Origin of the sequence: Streptomyces sp. D2-8 (assembly GCF_023184515.1) — a bacterium.
In the GTDB taxonomy this organism is placed as follows: Bacteria; Actinomycetota; Actinomycetes; order Streptomycetales; family Streptomycetaceae; genus Streptomyces.
In genome coordinates, this window is sequence record NZ_JAAHBP010000002.1 from 144,162 (window position 1) to 164,329 (window position 20,168).

The 20,168-nt window shown below is 71.0% G+C and carries 19 protein-coding genes and 1 pseudogene; 11 read left to right on the top strand and 9 right to left on the bottom strand.

The features are described 5' to 3' along the window. Positions 1–49: 49 nt before the first annotated feature. From G3I77_RS40595 to G3I77_RS06320, 3 genes are all read left to right on the top strand, one after another. Positions 50–166 (top strand): SGM_5486 family transporter-associated protein, encoded by a 117-nt coding sequence (locus G3I77_RS40595; protein WP_282572612.1) that lies wholly within the window; start codon positions 50–52, stop codon positions 164–166. 165 nt (positions 167–331) lie between these two features. Beyond that, entirely contained in the window at positions 332–538 is a 207-nt protein-coding gene (locus tag G3I77_RS06315; protein ID WP_248501595.1) for a hypothetical protein, read from the top strand. 65 nt (positions 539–603) lie between these two features. Beyond that, on the top strand, positions 604–1,122 hold the full coding sequence (locus tag G3I77_RS06320; protein ID WP_248501596.1) for a histidine phosphatase family protein: 519 nt from the start codon (positions 604–606) through the stop codon (positions 1,120–1,122). 57 nt (positions 1,123–1,179) lie between these two features. On the opposite strand, the gene serB is transcribed toward G3I77_RS06320, so the two are convergent. Both serB and G3I77_RS06330 read right to left on the bottom strand, forming a co-directional pair. Next, a complete protein-coding gene (gene serB / locus G3I77_RS06325) occupies positions 1,180–2,406 on the bottom strand; it encodes a phosphoserine phosphatase SerB (protein ID WP_248501597.1) in 1,227 nt (408 codons plus the stop codon). Positions 2,407–3,015: 609 nt separating this feature from the next. Continuing rightward, positions 3,016–4,980: pseudogene (locus tag G3I77_RS06330) on the bottom strand (streptophobe family protein); the annotation flags it as partial. Between the two features lie 241 nt (positions 4,981–5,221). Here G3I77_RS06330 and G3I77_RS06335 point away from each other — a divergent pair. Further along, positions 5,222–7,759, top strand: coding sequence for an FHA domain-containing protein (locus tag G3I77_RS06335; protein ID WP_248501599.1), 2,538 nt, complete (start codon positions 5,222–5,224; stop codon positions 7,757–7,759). Between the two features lie 92 nt (positions 7,760–7,851). On the opposite strand, the gene G3I77_RS06340 is transcribed toward G3I77_RS06335, so the two are convergent. The 3 genes from G3I77_RS06340 to G3I77_RS06350 all read right to left on the bottom strand — a co-directional run bounded on the left by G3I77_RS06340 (position 7,852) and on the right by G3I77_RS06350 (position 10,661). Further along, on the bottom strand, positions 7,852–8,580 hold the full coding sequence (locus G3I77_RS06340) for a transglycosylase SLT domain-containing protein (RefSeq protein ID WP_248501600.1): 729 nt from the start codon (positions 8,578–8,580) through the stop codon (positions 7,852–7,854). Positions 8,581–8,922: 342 nt separating this feature from the next. Beyond that, on the bottom strand, positions 8,923–9,966 hold the full coding sequence (locus G3I77_RS06345; RefSeq protein ID WP_248501601.1) for an S-adenosylmethionine:tRNA ribosyltransferase-isomerase: 1,044 nt from the start codon (positions 9,964–9,966) through the stop codon (positions 8,923–8,925). Continuing rightward, positions 9,963–10,661, bottom strand: coding sequence for an SDR family oxidoreductase (locus G3I77_RS06350; RefSeq protein WP_248501602.1), 699 nt, complete (start codon positions 10,659–10,661; stop codon positions 9,963–9,965). Before G3I77_RS06350 ends, G3I77_RS06345 begins: the two co-directional genes overlap by 4 nt. 236 nt (positions 10,662–10,897) lie before the next feature. On the opposite strand from G3I77_RS06350, the gene G3I77_RS06355 reads away from it, so the two are divergent. The 3 genes from G3I77_RS06355 (at position 10,898) to G3I77_RS06365 (ending at position 13,075) form a co-directional block, all read left to right on the top strand. Further along, entirely contained in the window at positions 10,898–12,043 is a 1,146-nt protein-coding gene (locus G3I77_RS06355) for a GAF domain-containing sensor histidine kinase (RefSeq protein WP_248501603.1), read from the top strand. Continuing rightward, positions 12,036–12,677 (top strand): response regulator transcription factor, encoded by a 642-nt coding sequence (locus G3I77_RS06360; RefSeq protein ID WP_248501604.1) that lies wholly within the window; start codon positions 12,036–12,038, stop codon positions 12,675–12,677. Before G3I77_RS06355 ends, G3I77_RS06360 begins: the two co-directional genes overlap by 8 nt. A gap of 155 nt (positions 12,678–12,832) precedes the next feature. After that, positions 12,833–13,075, top strand: coding sequence for a chaplin (locus G3I77_RS06365; protein ID WP_030852293.1), 243 nt, complete (start codon positions 12,833–12,835; stop codon positions 13,073–13,075). Positions 13,076–13,337: 262 nt separating this feature from the next. Here G3I77_RS06365 and G3I77_RS06370 read toward each other — a convergent pair whose 3' ends face one another. Further along, on the bottom strand, positions 13,338–14,126 hold the full coding sequence (locus tag G3I77_RS06370; RefSeq protein ID WP_248501605.1) for a hypothetical protein: 789 nt from the start codon (positions 14,124–14,126) through the stop codon (positions 13,338–13,340). 161 nt (positions 14,127–14,287) lie between these two features. Between G3I77_RS06370 and G3I77_RS06375 the strand changes: the two genes are divergently transcribed. The 3 genes from G3I77_RS06375 (at position 14,288) to G3I77_RS06385 (ending at position 16,704) form a co-directional block, all read left to right on the top strand. After that, on the top strand, positions 14,288–15,085 hold the full coding sequence (locus tag G3I77_RS06375; protein WP_248501606.1) for an ABC transporter ATP-binding protein: 798 nt from the start codon (positions 14,288–14,290) through the stop codon (positions 15,083–15,085). Between the two features lie 95 nt (positions 15,086–15,180). Next, complete coding sequence (locus tag G3I77_RS06380; protein ID WP_248501607.1) at positions 15,181–15,612, top strand: NfeD family protein; 432 nt, start codon at positions 15,181–15,183, stop codon at positions 15,610–15,612. 132 nt (positions 15,613–15,744) lie between these two features. After that, entirely contained in the window at positions 15,745–16,704 is a 960-nt protein-coding gene (locus tag G3I77_RS06385) for an SPFH domain-containing protein (RefSeq protein WP_175431724.1), read from the top strand. A gap of 60 nt (positions 16,705–16,764) precedes the next feature. Here the strand turns inward: G3I77_RS06385 and G3I77_RS06390 are convergent, their stop codons facing one another. From G3I77_RS06390 to G3I77_RS06400, 3 genes are all read right to left on the bottom strand, one after another. Next, positions 16,765–17,271 (bottom strand): HNH endonuclease, encoded by a 507-nt coding sequence (locus G3I77_RS06390; protein ID WP_248501608.1) that lies wholly within the window; start codon positions 17,269–17,271, stop codon positions 16,765–16,767. Between the two features lie 209 nt (positions 17,272–17,480). Then, positions 17,481–18,020 (bottom strand): YbhB/YbcL family Raf kinase inhibitor-like protein, encoded by a 540-nt coding sequence (locus tag G3I77_RS06395; RefSeq protein WP_248501609.1) that lies wholly within the window; start codon positions 18,018–18,020, stop codon positions 17,481–17,483. A gap of 40 nt (positions 18,021–18,060) precedes the next feature. Then, positions 18,061–18,843: a sporulation protein gene (locus tag G3I77_RS06400; RefSeq protein ID WP_248501610.1), complete on the bottom strand. Its 783-nt coding sequence runs from the start codon at positions 18,841–18,843 to the stop codon at positions 18,061–18,063. 144 nt (positions 18,844–18,987) lie between these two features. Here G3I77_RS06400 and G3I77_RS06405 point away from each other — a divergent pair, with 144 nt between their 5' ends. Further along, positions 18,988–19,629, top strand: coding sequence for a DNA-3-methyladenine glycosylase (locus G3I77_RS06405; RefSeq protein ID WP_248501611.1), 642 nt, complete (start codon positions 18,988–18,990; stop codon positions 19,627–19,629). Positions 19,630–20,168: the final 539 nt, after the last annotated feature.

Consider the following 20,168-nt stretch of genomic DNA (forward strand, 5'->3'; position numbering starts at 1 on the left):
CGGTCACCCCCGGGCGCCCGGCAGGTACGGGAGGTGGGAGACTTGCCCCATGCCAGTGCTCGACCCGAATCCCCAGCACGGTCAGAAGAAGATGCTGCTCGTGTTCGGCGCGTTCTTCGCGATCTTCATCGTCATCGCCGTCATCGCGATCATCGCCTCGCCATGACCGGCGCTCACGCGGCCCTTGGTGGGGTTGGCCCCCCTGTCCCCTAGGGGGTGAGGGTCAGGGTCAAGTGGGTGGATCACCGGATGGGCCGGCAGCCGCGGATTCCGTAGCTTCAAGTGTGTGACCGCGAGACGGTCACCGACCACTCGGAGAGCGGAGGCACCCATGCCGGCCCCTACGCACACCCGGCCCCACCCGGCGACCCGGGCCGGTGCCGCCGGCCGGCTGCCCTGGTGGGCCCTCGCCCTGCCCGTGCTCGCCTTCACCGCGCTGCTCGCCCTGATCCTGAACCCGTCCGACGCGCACGCGGCCACCGGCGACCCGGCGATCAGCCACCTCTTCGAGCGTGTGCAGCAGCTGGTAGCCCGCTGATCACGGCCGAAGCCGGTGGTCAACTCCCTGCGCCTCGTGGCGTGTTTCATGCGAAGCTGGATCTCATGAGCGTCGCAGAATCCCGCAGGATTGTCCTCTTCCGCCATGCGAAAGCCGACTGGCCACAGGTCACCGATCACGAGCGTCCGCTCGCCGACCGGGGCCGAATGGACGCGGCGGAGGCCGGGCGCAGGCTGACCGACACCGGTATCGCCTTCGACCTGGCCCTGTGCTCCACCGCGGTCCGGACCCGGGAGACCTGGAAGCTCGCCGTCCACGAGTTCCCGCAGCGGCCGAAAACCGTCTACGAGGAGCGGATCTACGAGGCCTCGCCGGGCGAGCTGATCGCCCTGCTCAACGAGACCCCCGACGACGTGCAGAACGCCCTCATGGTCGGGCACAACCCGGGCATCCAGGGCCTCGCCGACGTCCTGGCGGGCTCGGGCGAGGACGAGGCCAGGGAGCGGATGACCCGCCGTGGGTTCCCGGCCGCGTCCTTCGCCGTGCTGTCGTTCGGCGGCTCGTGGAAGAGCCTGGAGCCGGGCGTGGCCACGCTGCAGGACTACTGGGCGCCGGCCGAGTGACGATCTCCGCGTGACAGGGGCCCGGCGCCGTGCGGCGCCGGGCCCCTGCTGGTCGGTTCAGACGATGTCGAGGGTGTCCGCCGCCTCGACCTCTTCGCGCGTGATGCCCAGCAGGTACAGGACCGTGTCCAGGAAGGGGACGTTCACCGCGGCGTGCGCGGCCTCGCGTACCACCGGCTTGGCGTTGAAGGCGACCCCGAGACCGGCCGCGTTCAGCATGTCCAGATCGTTGGCGCCGTCACCGATCGCCACCGTCTGCGACAGCGGCACCCCCGCCTCCGCGGCGAACCGGCGCAGCAGCCGGGCCTTGCCCGCGCGGTCGACGATCTCGCCGGTGACCTTGCCGGTCAGCCTGCCGTCGACGATCTCCAAGGTGTTGGCGTGGGCGAAGTCCAGCCCGAGCCGCTCCTTCAGATCGTCCGTGACCTGCGTGAATCCGCCCGAGACGACACCGACTTGGTAGCCGAGCCGCTTCAGCGTACGGATCAGGGTGCGGGCGCCCGGCGTCAGCCGCACCTCGCTGCGCACCTTGTCCACCACCGAGACGTCCAGGCCCTCCAGCAGCGCCACGCGCGCGTGCAGGGACTGCTCGAAGTCCAGCTCCCCGCGCATCGCGGACGCCGTCACCTCGGCGACCTTGTCCTCGCAGCCGGCGTGCGCCGCGAACAGCTCGATGACCTCGTCCTGGATCAGCGTCGAGTCGACGTCCATGACGACCAGGCGCTGCGCGCGCCGGTACAGGCCGGCGGCGACGACCGCCACGTCGATACCGAGCCGCGCCGCGTCCGTCACCAGGGCGGTGCGCAGTGGTTCGGTCTCCACGCCGGAGACGGCGAACTCGACAGCGGTCACGGGGTACTTGGCGAGCCGAAAGATACGGTCGATGTTGCCGCCGGTCTTCGTGATCCGTGCGGCGATCGCGGCCGTCGCCTCCGCGGTGAGCGGGTGCCCGAGCACGGTGACCAGGGAGCGGCCCAGCCCGCGCGGGCGGTTGTCGCCGAGGCCGGAGATGATCTCCGCCTGCATCTTCATCGACTCGGCCCAGCTGTGGACGGTCGCCCGCAGATCTCCCTCGAGTCCGGGGGGCGGCTCGGTCACGAGCGCGCACAGCACCATGCGGCCACGGGTGACGACCTGCTCGATGTCGACGACGTCGACGGAGTAGGCGGCAAGGGTGTCGAACAGGCCGGCGGTGATGCCCGGCCTGTCCTTGCCGAAGATCTTCACAAGGAGGGTGGGGACGTCGGCAGGGACGTCGGAAGACGAGGTCTGCGAAGCGCTCATGGTGGTTCCACCGTATCCGGCGGGCCGGGCGTACTGCCCCCGAGGTCCGTCTGGCGGACAGCGAACACCGCATGTCGCGTCGACGGCGTGAACCTTGCGTACCGGTACGGCGTCCGGCGCACTCGCCGGTCACCTCCCGCCGCGCGGCTTCCGTGGCGGCGGGGGAGGCGGAGGCGGCGGCCCCTCATCGGGCCGCGCCGGCGGCCCGGTCCCGTTCCTCGGCCCGGGCGCCTGCCGCGGCCCACGCGGGGGCGGCCCGACCGGCCGTACGACGGTGGGGGCGCCGTAGACGTCGCCGGGGGCGGGGGGTGCGTCGTCGGGTGGCCTGGGTCGGCCGGGTTGCGGGGGGCGGCCGGTGCTTGGGGGCGGCCCGGGGCGTTGGGGTGCGCCGGGGTTCGGGGGTGGCCCGGGGGGCGGGGCATGGCCGGGGCCGGGGTGGTGCCGGTCAGGCCCGGGCTCCTCACCGGGGCGCCGCCGCGCGGCCCCTGGCTGCTGTTCCTCGCCGCCCTGCCGTCCTTCTCCGCGCTCCGGCGAACGGTCCGACGGGTGCTCCTCGCCCGCAGGCCTCGCGTCCTCCGGCTCCCGCAGTTCGTCCGGCACGCGGAGGTACGGGTTGGTGCCCGGGTTCGGCGGCCGGTACGGCGTACCGGGTGCATACGGCCCGGCTTCCTCACCGCGCGATGCCCCCACTCCTCGCTCCGCGCCCCGAGCTCCGGGCCTTCCGGCACCGGGATCGTCCCCGGGGCGCACTGTGCCGGCCCTTGGCCTGGCCTGCCCGCCTTCCGCGTCGTATCCCGCCGGGCCGGGGCCGCCCCCAGGCCGCCCCGTGCCGCCCCCCGGCCACGCCTGCCCCCCGTCCGCGTCGTATCCCGCCGGGCCGGGGCCGCCCCCAGGCCGCCCCGTGCCGCCCCCCGGCCACGCCTGCCCCCCGTCCGCGTCGTATCCCGCCGGGCCGGGGCCGCCCCCAGGCCGCCCCGTGCCGCCCCCCGGCCACGCCTGCCCCCCGTCCGCGTCGTACCCCACCGGCCCCCGGCCGCCCCAGGCCCCTGACTCCCCGGCACCGGCACCGGCACCGGCCCGCCGAGCACCCGCTCCGGGCCCAGCCGACCCAACCCCGGCGGACCCGGACTCGGACCACCCAGCGCCCGGCAAGCCCTCCGGCCCGCCGCCCCGGGCCGGTTCATCCCCCCGGGCCGACGCCGCAGCCCGTCGCCCCGCTGCCCCGCACCCCCACGCGAGCAACGCCCCCGCCGCCCCGGCCCCCGAGCCCCACACCGCGCCCAGCAGCAGGGCCACGCCGAGGTGGCCGTGCAGTTCGATGCCCGCGCCGAACGCGTCGAAGCCGAGCACGGACAGGGAGGCCGTCACGGAGACGTCCGTCAGCCAGGCCAGCAGCGGCAGGGTGAGCGCGGTCGCGACCCCCAGCCGCAGCGCGCACCGGCCCGCGAAGCGAAGGGCACCCGGGCCCTCTTCCCTCGCCCCGACCGGCGTCCGCACCCCCGTCAACACGCCCGCCAGCAGCACCGTCAACGCCGCCGCCACCGCGAGCAGCCACACCCGCCCGTCCAGCTCGGCCAGCCGGCCCAGCGTCACCGACCGGCCGGACTCGGCGCCGAGCAAGTCGTCCAGCGGGTCCGGCAGGAAACGGGTCAGTTCGCCCGTCGCGCGTCCGTCCCACGGCACGAAGAGGCCGATCGGCACTCCCAGCCACACCCCGTTCGGCGCCCCGAGCAGCGCCGCACCGGCGATGCGCTCGGGATGGTCGTCGCCGATCGCCGCGTACGCCGCCGCCGCGTCCCCCGCCGCCACCGCCACCAGCAGCACGGTCACCACCGCCGACGCGGCAGGCCGTATGACCCGGTGCACGGCTTCCCAGCCCCGCGGCAGCGGCGTACGGCGCGAGGCCAGCAGCGCGATGACGAGGATCCCGGCCGACCAGCCGAACCCGCCGAGCAGTGTCGGGGCGGTGTCGACCGTGAAGCCGACCGCGGCCTGCGCGTCGACCAGGTCGCCGAGCCGGTCCGGCAACAGCCCCCCGACGTCCCCCAGCCCCGGGATCTCGACGCCCCCGCTCCCGCCGGTCACGTCGTCCAGCCCCAGGGACCCCCCGTCGATCGTGATGACATCGTGTCCCGCCCACGCCAGCCCGCCCAGCATGACGACGAACAGCGCCACCACCGACCCCGCCCGCGCGAGCAGTTCGGCCGGCGAGATCACAACTCCCGCCGCCCGCAAGGACCGCAGGAAGAACCACGACAGCAGCACCGCCCCGACCAGGCTCACCCCCAGTGGCGTGATCTCGATGGCCGTGTCCGCCTGCGCGCCCGTGAGGCCGAACGCCGACACATCACCGGACGGCGTGACCGAACCACCCGCCCCGAGCGCCACCACCGCCGCGGTCATCGGCCCCAACGAGCCCGCCGTGTCCGCCTCCAGCAGCCGCAGGCCCAGTGCCGCCGTCCCCGCCATCCCGATCAACGCCCAGCTCACGGCGGCCACGGCGGACATCAGCACGTCCCCCCACGGCACCCGCGCGTCGTCCCTCGTCGTCCCGGCCCCTGCGGCAGCACTCATGACAGACCCCCCGATCCGCTGCGCGGCGGGAACACCGTGCATGTCCCCCTCGCGTCGAAATACCACTCTCCGGCCCGGTTTCAACCCCGTCAACGGGATCGGCTGATGCGTCCGAACGCGGTCTTCACAAGGCCCGACTTTCGGTCAGAGGGCCGCTCCTGAAATAGTTCCCCCCGATGTTCGACATCCCTAGACTCCCCATGTCGGGGGTAACTCGGGGGACAACTCAGTGGGGCATGGAGTGCCGGAACTCGTACTGGAATCAAACGGACGTACCTGGACGCTCGATCCGTCCAGGGCATACACCCTCGGACGTGATCCGCAGGGGGACGTCGTCTTCGACGACGCCAGGGTCTCCTGGCGTCACGCCACGGTCAGCTTCAACGGCCGCGGTTGGGTCATCGAGGACCACGGCAGCACCAACGGCACGTTCGTGCAGGGGCAGCGCATCCATCACATGGAGCTCGGCCCCGGCTCGGCCGTCAACCTGGGCAACGCGACCGACGGCCCGCGCCTGAACCTGTCCGGCGCCGCGGCCTCCGTCGCCACGCCGCAGGCCCAGCCCCAGCAGCAGCCGTACGCCGCGCAGGGCGCGAATCCCGGCTGGGGCCAGCAGGCCCCGGCCCAGCAGCCGCCGCACCAGCAGCCGCAGCAGCAGGCCCCCCAGGCCGGCTGGCAGCAGCCGCAGCAGGCCGCGGCGCACATCCCGCAGCAGCAGGGCCCCGGTGGTGTCGCGGGGGCACCGCCGGTCCACGGCGACCGCAGCCCGACCACGTTCCACCAGTTCTCCCTCGGCCGCGTGATGCGCATCGGCCGTGCCCTGGAGAACGAGCTGGTCGTCTCCGACCTGCAGGTCTCCCGGAACCACGCCGAGTTCCACGCCACGCCCGACGGCCGCATGGAGATCCGCGACCTCGGCTCCCACAACGGCACGTACGTCAACGGCCAGCCCATCGCCAAGGGCGGCTCGCAGCTGCTCGGCCCGACCGACGTCGTCGGCGTCGGCCACTCGACGTTCCGCATCGTCGGCGACCGGCTCGAGGAGTTCGTCGACACCGGTGAGGTCTCCTTCTCCGCCCGCCATCTGACCGTCACGGTCGACGGCGGCAAGCAGATCCTCAAGGACGTCTCCTTCGGCGTCCCGGAGAAGTCGCTGATCGCGGTCATCGGCCCGTCCGGCTCCGGCAAGTCGACCCTGCTCAAGGCGCTCACCGGCTACCGCCCCGCCAACCAGGGCGAGGTGCTGTACGACAACCGGAACCTCTACAAGCAGTTCGCCGAGCTGCGCCAGCGCATCGGTCTGGTCCCGCAGGACGACATCCTGCACAAGGAGCTGACCGTCAAGAAGGCCCTCAAGTACGCGGCCAAGCTGCGCTTCCCGGCCGACACCACGGCCGCCGAGCGCGAGGCCCGCATCGACGAGGTACTGCGCGAGCTCAAGCTCGACATCCACAAGGACAAGAAGGTCACGTCCCTCTCCGGCGGCCAGCGCAAGCGCGTCTCGGTCGCCCTGGAGCTGCTCACCAAGCCGTCGCTGATCTTCCTGGACGAGCCGACCTCCGGCCTCGACCCGGGCATGGACCGCGACGTCATGCAGCTGCTGCGGGGCCTCGCCGACGACGGCCGCACGGTCCTCGTCGTCACCCACTCGGTGGCCGAGCTGGCGATCTGCGACAAGCTGCTGGTGATGGCGCCGGGCGGCTCGGTCGCCTACTTCGGCCCGCCCGAGGAGGCGCTGAACTTCTTCGGCTACGACACCTGGGCCGATGTGTTCTCCGCCTTCGAGAACTACCGCGACTACGACTGGGCGGGCCGCTGGAAGGGCTCGCAGCATTACCAGATGTACGCCGCGGACATCGACGCCGTTGCGCCGCAGTCCGTACAGGTTCCGCAGATGCAGGCGATGAAGCCGCCGAAGCCGCAGGGCTGGATGTCCCAGTTCGTCACGCTTGTCCGGCGTTACGTCTCGGTGATCGTCTCCGACAAGGGCTTCCTCGCCCTGATGGTGATCCTGCCAGCCGTGCTCGGCGCGGTCAGCCTGCTCATCGACGCCGACAAGGGCCTGCTGCCCAACCCGGCCAACCCGCAGACCGGCCGGATCATCCCGAACGGCACGGCCACCACGGTTCTGCTGATCCTCGCGGTCGGCGCCTGCTTCGCGGGCGCGGCCAACTCGGTCCGCGAGCTGATCAAGGAACGGGTCATCTACGAGCGGGAGCGCGCGACCGGCCTGTCCCGCTCGGCGTACCTGATGTCGAAGGTGTTCGTGCTCGGCATGATCACCGTGCTCCAGGGCCTGCTGGTCGGCGTCATCGGGTTCTCCAGCCGCGAGATCCCCGAGGAGGGCCTGGTCCTCGGCAGCGCGACCCTCGTCGAACTCTCCATCCCGATCATGGCGCTGGGCTTCACGTCGATGATGTTCGGCCTGATCATCTCCTCGCTGGTGAAGACCGCCGAGAAGACGATGCCGCTGCTGGTGATGTTCGCCATCATCCAGGTCGTCTTCACCGGCTGCCTGTTCACGCTGCACGGCTCGATCGGCGTCAACCAGTTCTCGTTCCTGATGCCGTCGCGCTGGGCGGTCGCCGCCTCCGGTGCCACGCTGGACTTCAACAAGATCAGCCCGCCCGAGACGGCCGGCGACACCGACCCGCTGTGGGAGCACACGGCCGGGGCCTGGGCCATGGACATGGGCGCGCTCCTCGTCCTCGGTGTGATCTGCGGCTTCTTCGTGGCCCGCTTCCTGCGCCGCCACGAGCCCGAGGTCATGCGCAAGTAGTCACCGCCGTACGACGCCCGAAGGGCGGCACCCCGTCAGGAGGGTGCCGCCCTTCGGCGTTCGTACAGCGGTCAGAGAGGTCCGCGCCGACCTCAGTACGCGCTGTCGACGTTGTCCATGGAGCCGTACTTGTCGGCCGCGTAGTTGCAGGCGGCGGTGATGTTGGCTACCGGGTCGTAGATGTCCCAGGAGGTGCCGGGGACGTGCCAGTGCTTGAAGGTCGGCGGGATGACCTGCAGCAGACCCTTCGACGGGATGCCGTTGATGGCGTTGATGTCCCAGTTGTTGATCGCCTTCGGGTTACCCGAGGACTCCCGCATGATGTTGCGGTGGATGCCGTCGTAGGACGCCGGGATGTCGTGCTTCTTCAGGATGGCCAGCGACTCGCGGATCCAGCCGTCGAGGTTGTTCGGGTAGCTCTTGACGGCGGCCTTCTTGGCCTGGGCGCGCTTGGCGTCGCGGCTCGCGGCCTCCTTGGCCTTGCGCGCGGCCTCGGCCTTCTTCTTCGCCGCCTCGGCGGCGGCCTTCTTCTTGGCGGCGGCCGCGGCGTCGGCCTTCTTCTTCGCCGCGATCTGCTCGGCCTTCAGGCTGGCGCCGGCCATCTGGTCCGTGACGCTCGCCTTGACGTCCTTGATCTGCTGGGTGCTGTACGCCACCGCAGCCGGCTGAGCGGCCTCGGTCGTGGTCTTGGTCGAGGCGCCGCTCGGTACCGCGGAGAAGCCGATGGCGGCGGCGCCGAGGGTGGCGACACCCGCCATGGCGATCTTGTGGTGACGGGTCAGGCTACGACTCTGAGCACGGCTGAAGATGTTCTTGGGCATGCTGCGTGGACCTCTTCGAATAGCGCGGGAGTCGCTCGGCGTCCGGCGTTGGACTCGGTGTGTTTCCGACACAAACGCCGCGGAGGTGAACCCACGGCGCTGAGCGACGTCGCCAATTCTTAGCGGCCGCAAAATGGCGTGGCAAAGGTGTGACGTACGAAGGAAGATAGTGGATCAGGGATGGGTAAATCGGGGCAGATTGGACTATCCGCGCCGCTCAAAAGGTGGAGCTTTGTCTCCTACGCACCTTCGTACGTGACGTGCGCCCTATGCGCGGGCTCACATCGGGTGGCGCGCCTTCTCACTACCAGTTGCACAAGCGATGCTGTGTGTGAGGCCCCTTCACGGCAGTACGAGGTGCACGTCCCCGAACTCGTGCCACAGGTACCGGCCCTGGAGCGCGGACGCGTATCCCCGCTCGACCGCCACCCGCCCCGCGACCGCCTCCAGCATCAGCAGATGCGAGGCCTCCGGCTCGTGCAGCCCGGTCAGCAGCCCGTCCACCACCCGCACCCCGCGCTCCGGCGTGACAACGAGATCCGTCCACCCCGCCCGCGCGCGTACGGCCCCGTCCGTACCCGCCGCCGACTCCACGGCCCGCACCGCCGTCGTCCCGACCGCCACCACCCGGCCCCCACCGGCCCTCGCGGAGTTGATCAGCCGCGCGGACGCCTCGGGCACCGCGAAACGCTCCGGGTACGGCGGCTCGTGCGCCTCCGCCGAGGCCACCCCCGTGTGCAGCGTGACCGGCGCGAACTGCACCCCCCGGCTCACCAGCTCCGCCACCAGCCGCGCCGTGAAGGGCCGCGCCGCGCTCGGCATCTCCGCACTGCCCGTCCCGTCCGCCGACGGCAGCGCGAACACCGTCCGGTAGACGGACAGCGGCTGGTCCCGCTCCGTGTACGCGTAGCGAATGGGCCGCCCGTACTCCCGCAGCAGCCCCGGCACCCCGGGTCCGGACACCCGCGCCCACCACAGCCGAGTGCCGCGCCGGCTCAACGGCTCCTCCAGTACGAGCCGTACGCGCCCCGGCAGGCACACCTCCCTGCCCGCGGGCCCACCCGCACGCGCGCGCGTGGTGCCCCGCCCGTCGGGCTCCCGCAGCTCCACCGCCCAGCGGCCGTCGTCCCCGCGCGTGGAGAAGTGCACCACCACGCGCGCGTGCCCGGTCCATCCGTCCACGGCCGCCGCCAGCGTGGCCGAGGTGTTGACCACGAGCACATCCCCGGCCCGCAACAGCAGCGGCAGCTCCGTGAACGTGTGATGTGCCACCTCGGCACCCCGCGACACCAGCATCCGTACGGCGTCCCGCTCCAGCCCGGGCCCCCGCTGCTCGACGGGCACCCGGGCCGACAGCTCCTCCGGTACCCGCACGGCCAGGGTCATCGGGCCCCGTCCAGCAGCGCCGGAGCCCCGTACCGCCCGCTGGCCGGACGCTCGTCCAGCAGCCGGAGGAATCCCGGCACCACGGCCGCCGGCTCCGGCCGCGGCTCCCGGTCGTCCGGTACGGCCGCCGCATACAGGTCCGTGGCCATGTCGCCGGGGTCCACCGCCCAGACCCGCAGCCCCGGCTCCTCCACGGCGAGCACGGCCATCAGATGGTCCAGGGCCGCCTTGGACGCCCCGTAGCCGCCCCAGGTCTCGTACGCCTCGGCCGCCGCGTCCGAGCTGACCGCGACGACGGTGCCCGCCCCCGAGGCCCGCAGCAGCGGCAGCGCCTCCTGGACCAGGCCCAGCCCGGCCACCAGATTCACCTCCAGCGCCCTGCGCAGCCCCTCCAGAGGCAGCTCCTCCAGCCCGACCAGCGGCTCGGCGCCCAGCGCGCTCGCGTTGTGCACCAGCAGGTCGACGCCGCCCAGCCGCCAGGCCGCCGACACCAGCTCCGCCCGGTGCGCGGCGTCCGTGACGTCCCCGGGCAGGGCGCTCACGCGCGTGCCGTGTGCGGAGACGGCCCCGGCCGTGTCCGCCAGCGCCTCGGCCCCCCTGGCGTCGAGCACCAGGTCCCAGTCCCGCCCGGCCAGGGCCTCGGCCAGCGCCCGCCCCAGGCCCTTCGAGGCCCCGGTGATGATCGCAACCGGCATGATCCACTCCCTCGTCGTGATCGCGTGCCCTCAACGTAGGAACGGGCCGGCCCGGGCCGCCTCGGACGCGGGGCGCAATCCGCCGGGTCCCTTCGCCCTACGCCAACGGCCCGCCGCCCTTGGACCTACGCCGCCCCGCCCGGCCGTCTCGGCCCCGCGACCTAGGTCCAGCGGACGGGGCGCCCGCCGCCACCGGTCCGATCCGCGCCGTCACAGCCCGCCGGTACCGTGAGGACATGAGTCACGGCCCCCGGTCCGGCCTCGCGGCGGTGAGCTCCGCGTTGCTGGCCATGAGCAGGCATCTCGAGGTGCGCGACGTCCTCAAGACGATCGTCGCCTCGGCCCGCGAGCTGCTCGACGCGCAGTACGCCGCGCTCGGCGTCCCGGACGACCACGGCGGCTTCGCCCAGTTCGTGGTCGACGGCGTCAGCGAGGAGCAGTGGAAGGCCATCGGCCCCCTCCCGCGCCAGCACGGCATCCTCGCCGCGATGCTCCACGAGGCCAGGTCCGAGCGCCTTGCGGACGTCCGCAAGGACCCCCGCTTCGAGGGCTGGCCGAAGGCCCACCCGGACCTGGTCGACTTCCTGGGCCTGCCGATCCGCGACGGCGACGAGGTCCTCGGAGCGCTGTTCCTGGCCAACAAGAACTGTGAGCGGCCCGAAGGCGGCTGCGGCTTCACCGAGGACGACGAGGAACTGCTCGGCATCCTCGCCCAGCACGCCGCCATCGCCCTCACCAACGCCCGCCTCTACGAACGCAGCCGCGAACTGACCATCGCCGAGGAACGCTCCCGCCTCGCCCACGAACTGCACGACGCGGTCAGCCAGAAGCTGTTCTCCCTCCGCCTGACCGCCCAGGCCGCGGCCCGCCTGGTGGACCGCGACCCCTCCCGCGCCAAGGGAGAACTCCAGCAGGTGGCCGCCCTGGCCGCCGAGGCCGCCGACGAACTGCGCGCGGCGGTCGTCGAGTTGCGCCCCGCCGCCCTCGACGAGGACGGCCTCGTCGCGACCCTCCGGACGCAGATCCAGGTCCTCGACCGGGCCCACAGTGCCCGCGTCACCTTCGCCGGTCACGGCGTGAAGGCCCTGCCCGCCTCCCAGGAGGAGGCTCTCCTGCGCGTGGCCCAGGAAGCCCTGCACAACGCGCTGCGCCACTCCGGCGCCGACCACGTCGACGTGACCCTGGACCGCCGCGGCAGCGGAGCCGTCCTGCGCGTCACGGACGACGGCGGCGGCTTCGACCCGAGCGCGGTCCGCCGCGCGGGACGCCATCTCGGCCTGGTCTCGATGCGGGACCGGGCGAGCGGCGCCGGAGGCACGCTGACCGTGGATTCGGCGCCCGACAAGGGCACCGTGATCGAGATGGAGGTCCCCGGTGGCTGACGCAATCAGAGTGCTGCTCGTCGACGACCACCAGGTCGTCCGCCGGGGCCTGCGCACCTTCCTCGAAGTGCAGGACGACATCGAGGTCGTCGGCGAGGCGGCGGACGGCGCCGAAGGAGTCGACCGTGCCGAGGAGTTGAAGCCCGACGTCATCCTCATGGACGTCAAGATGCCGGGCATGGACGGCGTCGACGCCCTGCGCAGACTCCGCGAACTGAACAACCCCGCGCGCGTGCTGGTCGTCACCAGCTTCACCGAGCAGCGCACGGTGGTCCCGGCCCTGCGCGCCGGCGCAGCGGGGTACGTCTACAAGGACGTCGACCCCGACGCGCTCGCCGGAGCCATCCGCTCGGTCCATGCCGGGCACATCCTCCTCCAGCCGGAGGTCGCCGGCGCGCTGCTGGCGCAGGAGGAGACCAACTCGGGCACCGGAAGGGCCGGTTCGCTCACCGAGCGGGAGCGGGAGGTCCTCGGCCTCATAGCGGACGGCCGCTCCAACCGGGAGATCGCCCGCGCGCTCGTCCTCTCCGAGAAGACCGTCAAGACCCACGTCTCGAACATCCTGATGAAACTCGACCTGGCCGACCGGACGCAGGCCGCCCTGTGGGCCGTTCGCCATGGCGTGACCGGCTGAGAGGCTCACCCCACGGCACGCGGAAGGTTGCGTTCCGGACCGAGATTCATACTGTCGTGGGAACGTCCCCCATACGGCGCAACCTCGGTGGATCTCCGCCGTTCTCCAGTGCGTGCTGCGGCGCCTGCCGCGGCGATCGCAAGGAGGGCTCAGAAGTGAAGAACCTGAAGAAGGCAGCGGCCGTGACGATGGTGACGGGTGGCCTGCTGGCCGCCGGCGCGGGCATGGCCTCCGCCACCAGCGCGCACGCCGACGGCCAGGCCGTGGGCTCCCCGGGCGTCGGCTCGGGCAACGTCGTCCAGGCCCCGGTGCACGTCCCGGTCAACGTGTCCGGCAACAGCGTGAACGTCGTGGGCATCCTGAACCCGGCCTTCGGCAACCTCGCCGTCAACCACTGACGCTCCGTCTCCGTCTCCGAGCCGGAGGTGACACCGGCCTCCCGGTCCTGCCCGGGAGGCCGTTCGGCATTACTACGGCCATGCCCGCCGCCCAGCTGCGGGCATGCGTGCCGCTGGGGGCGGCACGGGTGGGCGCAGCGGCATCCCGTTCCGCCGGGCTGCGGACCCACCCGGCCCCAGCACCGACGCCGGGCGCCCCGCTACGCCGGGCTGAGAAACCCCCCGCCCCCAGCACAAACGCCGAGCATCACACGAAGAACCGTCACCGCACCCCCCGCTCCCGCTCCTCCACAACGGAGTTGTACGCCGCGACCTGCGCCCGCCGAGCCGTCCGCTCCACCGGCCGCAACGCCTCCCGCCGCGCAAAGATCTCGGACGAACTCACCGCACCCCCGTGCCCACTCTCCGTCGCCACAGTGATCAGCGTCCCCACCCGCTGCGCCAGCTCCAGCACCCGCACCGCCCGCGGCGGATACCCCGGCGCCAGCACCTCCCGCCCCCGCTCGGCCCGCGCCCGGTACGCATCGACCGCCGCCTCCGCCACCGGCCCCGACCCGGCCACGTCCAGCCGCGTCAGCACCTCGGTGGCCTCCCGCAGGGCCTCCGCCAGCTCTCGCTCCGCCTCGCCCAGCGACGGCACATCCGCGGGCGGCGCCTCCCGCACGGGCAGCACATGCCACACGACCTCGACATGCACATCACCCTCGGGCCCGGCCTCGTACACCTCCGGCACCAGCCCGAACGCCGAGCCGCAACAGACCACCGCCTGCTCGGCGTCCAGCGCCCGCGCGTTGAACTCCGGCGGCCCGCTCAGCCCCAGCGGATGCCCCGGCGCGGGCAGCGCGACCCGCAGCCCGGTCACCCCGAGCGCCCGCAGCCGTCCCAGCGCGAGCGTGAGCCCCACGGGTGCCGACTCCCCGGGCAGTCCCTCGACCCGGTGCACCGCGTCCTCGCCGACGATGGCGAGAACAGCATCGTCCGGCGAGACAAGTCCGGCCAAAAGGGCATTTCCCCAAGCTGTGAGACGTCCAGCACGCGGTTCCGAGAGCATGCTTCCACCCTAGGACCCTCCAAGGACCGGACCGAGGGAATGCCCCGGCCGACCGGTGGCGTAGATTTCATGGAGGGCTGCGCCCACCGGCGCGGCGGACCGAGCCACAGGCTTACGCGACAGCCGAGACCGGCCACACTGCAAGGGGAGACAACGCGCTCATGAGCGATGTTCTGGAGCTTCAGGACGTATCCGTGGTCCGTGAGGGCCGGGCTCTGGTGGACCAGGTCTCCTGGTCGGTCAAGGAGGGCGAGCGCTGGGTCATCCTCGGCCCGAACGGCGCCGGCAAGACCACCCTCCTCAACCTCGCTTCCACCTACCTCTTCCCCAGCGCGGGCAGCGCCACCATCCTCGGCGAGACCCTCGGCCGCCCCGGCACCGACGTCTTCGAGCTGCGTCCCCGCATCGGCATGGCAGGCATCGCCATGACCGAGAAGCTCCCCAAGCGCCAGACGGTCCTGGAGACGGTGCTGACCGCCGCCTACGGCATGACCGCCACCTGGCACGAGGACTACGAGGACATCGACGAGCAGCGCGCCCGCGCCTTCCTCGACCGCCTCGGCATGAGCGAGTACCTGGAGCGCAGGTTCGGCACCCTCTCCGAGGGCGAGCGCAAGCGCACCCTGATCGCCCGCGCCCTGATGACCGACCCCGAACTGCTCCTCCTCGACGAGCCCGCCGCCGGCCTCGACCTCGGCGGCCGCGAGGACCTCGTCCGCCGCCTCGGCCGGCTCGCCCTCGACCCGATCGCCCCCTCGATGCTCATGGTCACCCACCATGTCGAGGAGATCCCTCCGGGCTTCACCCACGTCCTCATGATCCGTCAGGGCAAGGTCCTCGCCGCCGGCCCGCTGGAGCTCGAACTCACCTCCCGCAACCTCTCCCTCTGCTTCGGCCTCCCGCTCGTCGTCGAACAGTCGGGCGAGCGCTGGACCGCACAGGGCCTCCCGCTCTCCTGAGCCTGCCCGTCACCACTCAAATCCCAGAGCAAGAACGGGATTTCACACCACGGGCGCCCTGTCGGTGACAGGGCCCGCGGACCTACCATGACCATGTGGAAATCGACGCATGGCTGTGGTGGCTGATCGGCGCGGCAGCGCTCGGCATCGCGCTCGTGGTGACCGCGATGCCCGAACTCGCGATGCTGGCGGTGGGCGCCATCGCCGCGGCGGTGGTCACCGGCGTTTTCGGCGGCGGAGCCGTCGCCCAGGTCGCGGTATTCGCCGTCATCTCGACCGCGGGCATCGCCGTCGTACGGCCCATCGCGAACCGGCATCGTGCTCAACGGCCCCAACTCTCCACCGGCGTGGACGCGTTGAAGGGCAGACAGGCCGTCGTCCTGGAACGTGTCGACGCCTCCGGCGGCCGGATCAAGCTGGCCGGCGAGGTCTGGTCGGCCCGAGCCCTCGACACCGGCCGCGCTTACGAAGTAGGCCAGGAAGTGGATGTCGTGGACATCGAGGGAGCCACCGCGATCGTCATGTGACCTCGCAGGACGTAACTGGAGTGAACTCCTCGCCAGCCACACGACGGTCTGTCAGACTCGACCAGCAAGATCTTCGACAACCATAAGATCTGCCGAAGGCGCCGAAGCGGAGAAGGGACACGGGGAACGACGATGGAACCGGTCATCATCGTCCTGATCATTCTGGTGGTGTTGGTCTTCATCGCCCTGATCAAGACGATCCAAGTCATCCCACAGGCCAGCGCGGCCATCGTCGAGCGCTTCGGGCGCTACACGCGGACACTCAACGCGGGCCTCAACATCGTCGTCCCGTTCATCGACACCATCCGCAACCGCATCGACCTGCGTGAACAGGTCGTGCCCTTCCCGCCGCAGCCGGTGATCACCCAGGACAACCTGGTCGTGAACATCGACACCGTCATCTACTACCAGGTGACCGACGCACGGGCCGCGACCTACGAAGTCGCCAGCTACATCCAGGCCATCGAGCAGCTCACCGTCACCACGCTCCGCAACATCATCGGCGGCATGGACCTGGAGCGCACCCTGACCTCCCGCGAGGAGATCAACGCGGCCCTGCGCGGCGTCCTCGACGAGGCCACCGGCAAGTGGGGCATCCGCGTCAACCGCGTCGAACTCAAGGCGATCGAACCGCCCACCTCCATCCAGGACTCGATGGAGAAGCAGATGCGCGCCGACCGCGACAAGCGCGCCGCGATCCTCCAGGCCGAAGGTGTCCGGCAGTCCGAGATCCTGCGCGCCGAGGGTGAGAAGCAGTCCCAGATCCTGCGCGCCGAAGGTGAGGCCAAGGCCGCCGCCCTGCGCGCCGAGGGCGAGGCCCAGGCCGTCCGCACGGTCTTCGAGGCCATCCACGCCGGCGACCCGGACCAGAAGCTCCTCTCCTACCAGTACCTCCAGATGCTCCCCAAGATCGCCGAAGGCGACGCCAACAAGCTCTGGATCGTCCCCAGCGAGATCGGCGACGCCCTCAAGGGCCTCTCCGGCGCCATGGGCAACTTCGGTGGCCTCGGCGGCGGTTCCGGCGGCAACGGCGGCGCGTCCGGAGGCGGCGTCCCCGCCCAGGAGCGCCGCGAGAAGCCGTCCATCGACTGACCCGGCACGCACGAAGGGGGCCCGCTTCCCAGGGAAGCGGGCCCCCTTCGTACGACAGCCCTAGGCCGCGGGCTGGGCCAGCCACCCCGGCAGCGCGTCGAAGTCGCCCTGCCCCAGCGCCAGCAGCATGGCGTCCGCCGGAGTCGGCTCGAACGGCTGCCGCAGCAGCGGCATCCCGGCCTCCTCCGGAGTCCGGTTCGCCTTACGGTGATTGTCCTGCGCACACGAGGCCACCGTGTTCAGCCACGAGTCCTGACCCCCCTGGGACCGCGGCACCACGTGGTCCACGGTCGTCGCCCGCCTCCCGCAGTACGCGCACCGGTGCCGGTCCCTGATCAGCACACCCCGCCTCGACCACGGCGCTCGTCTTCGGAACGGCACCCGTACGTACTGGCAGAGCCTGATCACCCGGGGCGCCGGTATGTCGACCGCGGCTCCCCGCATCCGCAGTTCGGGGTGGGCCTGCTCGACGACGGCCTTGTCCTGAAGCACCAGAACGACGGCTCGATTCAACGTCACCGTCGACAGCGGCTCGAAGCTCGCGTTCAGCACCAGCGTGTCCCGCATACCAGCCCACCTCCCGTGTGCACCGGCCCACCCCCTGGCGGGCTGGGATCAACTCTGGCCGGGCACGCCGAGATGGACAACGCAATATCTGCTGCTCCCACGGGGGGCGAACCCCGCGACCCCCGGCAACAAAAATGCCCGCTCCTGATCAATTCCAAGACCAGGAGCGGGCAAACGTTCCATGAACGCCGGGATCGCGGGCGGCTTGCTCAGCCCTCGGCAGGCACCTCGTACTCACCGATCAGCTGGGCCCGCCCGATCGTGCGGAACCGCAGATTGAAGCCGACCACGGCGGGCGACGCGTCCGCGTCCGGCCCGAGCTTCTCCTGATCCACCGCGTACACCGTGAACACATACCGGTGCGGTCCGTCCCCGGGAGGCGGCGCGGCCCCTGCGAACTCCTTGTCGCCGTAGTCGTTACGAGCGTGGATCGCGCCCTGCGGCAGACCCTCGAACGTGCCGCCGCCCGCGCCCACCGGCAGCTCGGTCACCGACGCCGGGATGTCGAACAACACCCAGTGCCAGAACCCACTGCCCGTCGGGGCATCGGGGTCGTAGCAGGTCACGGCGAAGCTCTTGGTCTCGGGCGGGAAGCCCTCCCACCGCAGCTGCGGCGAGGTGTTGCCGGCCGCGTGGACCTGGGCGTCCTGGAGCGTCGCACCTTCCTCGATGTCCTTGCTCGTCACCGTGAACGACGCGACGGGCGGATGGAAGTCGTGGGGGAGCGGCCGCCGCTTGAGCTCGGTCACCTCGGTACCTCCTGATCGTTTCTTGCAGTCGCCCCCGAGCCTAGAACCAGTTGCGCTTGCTGCCGACCTCGGACAGCCACTGGTTGAGATAGGCGGTCCAGTCGGTTCCCTGGTAGTCGTTGAGACCCACCTGGAAGGACCGGAAGGTGTCGCTGCCCTCGCTGAACAGCCCCGGCTTCTTGTCCATCTCCAGCACCACGTCCATCGTGTGCTGGTCGGCCACGAAGCTCAGCTCGACCTGGTTCAGCCCGCGGTACTGCTGCGGCGGGTGGAACTCGATCTCCTGGTAGAACGGCAGCTTCTGCCGCGTACCCCGGATGACACCGCGTTCCATGTCCGCGTTCTTGAACCGGAAGCCCAGCTGGATGAACGCGTCCAGGATCGCCTTCTGCGCCGGCAGCGGGTGCACGTTGACCGGGTCCAGGTCACCCGAGTCCACCGCACGCGCGATCTCCAGCTCGGTGGACACCCCGATGTTCATGCCGCGCAGGGCCTGACCGTCGATCATCGTGATCGGGGTCTCCCACGGGATCTCGAGACCGAACTGCACCGCGTGCACCGCGTTCGCCTGCAGCTCGAACGCCCCGCCCAGCCGCGACTTCGTGAACTCGATGTCCTGCTTGTACTCCTGGTCGCCGCTCTCCACCTCGACCTTGGCCTGCAGCCCGACCGAGAGCCCCTCGATCTGCTGGTTGACGGACCCGCCCTGGATTCGCACCTCGCCTTGGACGACACCGCCCGGGACGACGTTGACCTCGTGCAGCACCGTCTCGACCGAAGCTCCGCCGGCCCCCAGGCTCGCGAGCAGCTTCTTGAACGCCATGTCTCTCCCTCTCGCCCACTACGGGTGGATCCTTGATCCATACAAACGCGATCCGGCCGTGGCCGGTTCCATGCCTCACCCTGGCAAGGCCGGTGCCCGACGGCCACCCCGCGGCACCACGCGTCTCCAGTACCCTCGGACGGCATGATCGCGACCCCCGACCGTACGCCTCTGTCCAGGGAGTTCTTCGACCGGCCCGTCCTCGATGTCGCCCCCGACCTCCTCGGCCGCATCCTGGTACGCAGCACCCCGGACGGTCCGATCGCCCTCCGCCTCACCGAGGTGGAGGCCTACGACGGTGCTGACGACCCGGGCTCCCACGCCTATCGCGGCCGCACGGCCCGCAACGGTGTGATGTTCGGTCCGCCCGGTCATGTGTACGTCTACTTCACCTATGGCATGTGGTTCTGCATGAACCTGGTCTGCGGCCCGGAGGGAAAGGCGAGCGCGGTCCTGCTCCGCGCCGGTGAGATCATCGAGGGCGCCGAACTGGCCCGCACCCGTCGACTCTCGGCCCGCAATGACAAGGAACTGGCCAAAGGCCCCGCCCGCCTGGCCACCGCCCTGAACGTGGACCGCTCCCTGGACGGAACGGACGCGTGCACCTCCGAGGACACCCCGCTCCGCATGCTGACGGGCACTCCCGTCGCCTCTGACCAGGTACGCAACGGTCCCCGCACTGGCGTGGGCGGCGACGGAGCCGTGCACCCCTGGCGCTACTGGGTCGCCAACGACCCGACCGTGAGCCCCTATCGAGCCCACGTCCCGCGACGTCGCCGAAGTTGACGCGCTCTGCCAAGGTGCGTAATGTGGCCCGAGCCGCTGAACCGGGTATGGCAATCGCCAACCACCGGAAGCGGCCAAACCACTACCTAGCGACTCCCCTCAGCAGGGGCGAATTCAGCGTGCCCGCATGCCTGAATTCGGCGCCAGCGGACTCGATTATGAGTTGGACGGCGAATCGGCTAACGTAGTGAATGTCGAAAGGCCGACGAGCGAAAGCCCGGGCCGAACGGCAAATCCTGCCGACAGGGAATCGGATCGAAAAGGATCTGATAGAGTCGGAAACGCAAGACCGAAGGGAAGTGCCCGGAGGAAAGCCCGAGAGGGTGAGTACAAAGGAAGCGACCGTTCCTTGAGAACTCAACAGCGTGCCAAAAGTCAACGCCAGATATGTTGATACCCCGTCTCCAGCATCTGCTGGGGCGAGGTTCCTTTGAAAAAACACAGCGAGGACGCTGTGAACGGTCGGGCCTATTCCGCCTGACTGTTCCGCTCTCGTGGTGTTGCACCGGATTACCGGTACACATTCACGGAGAGTTTGA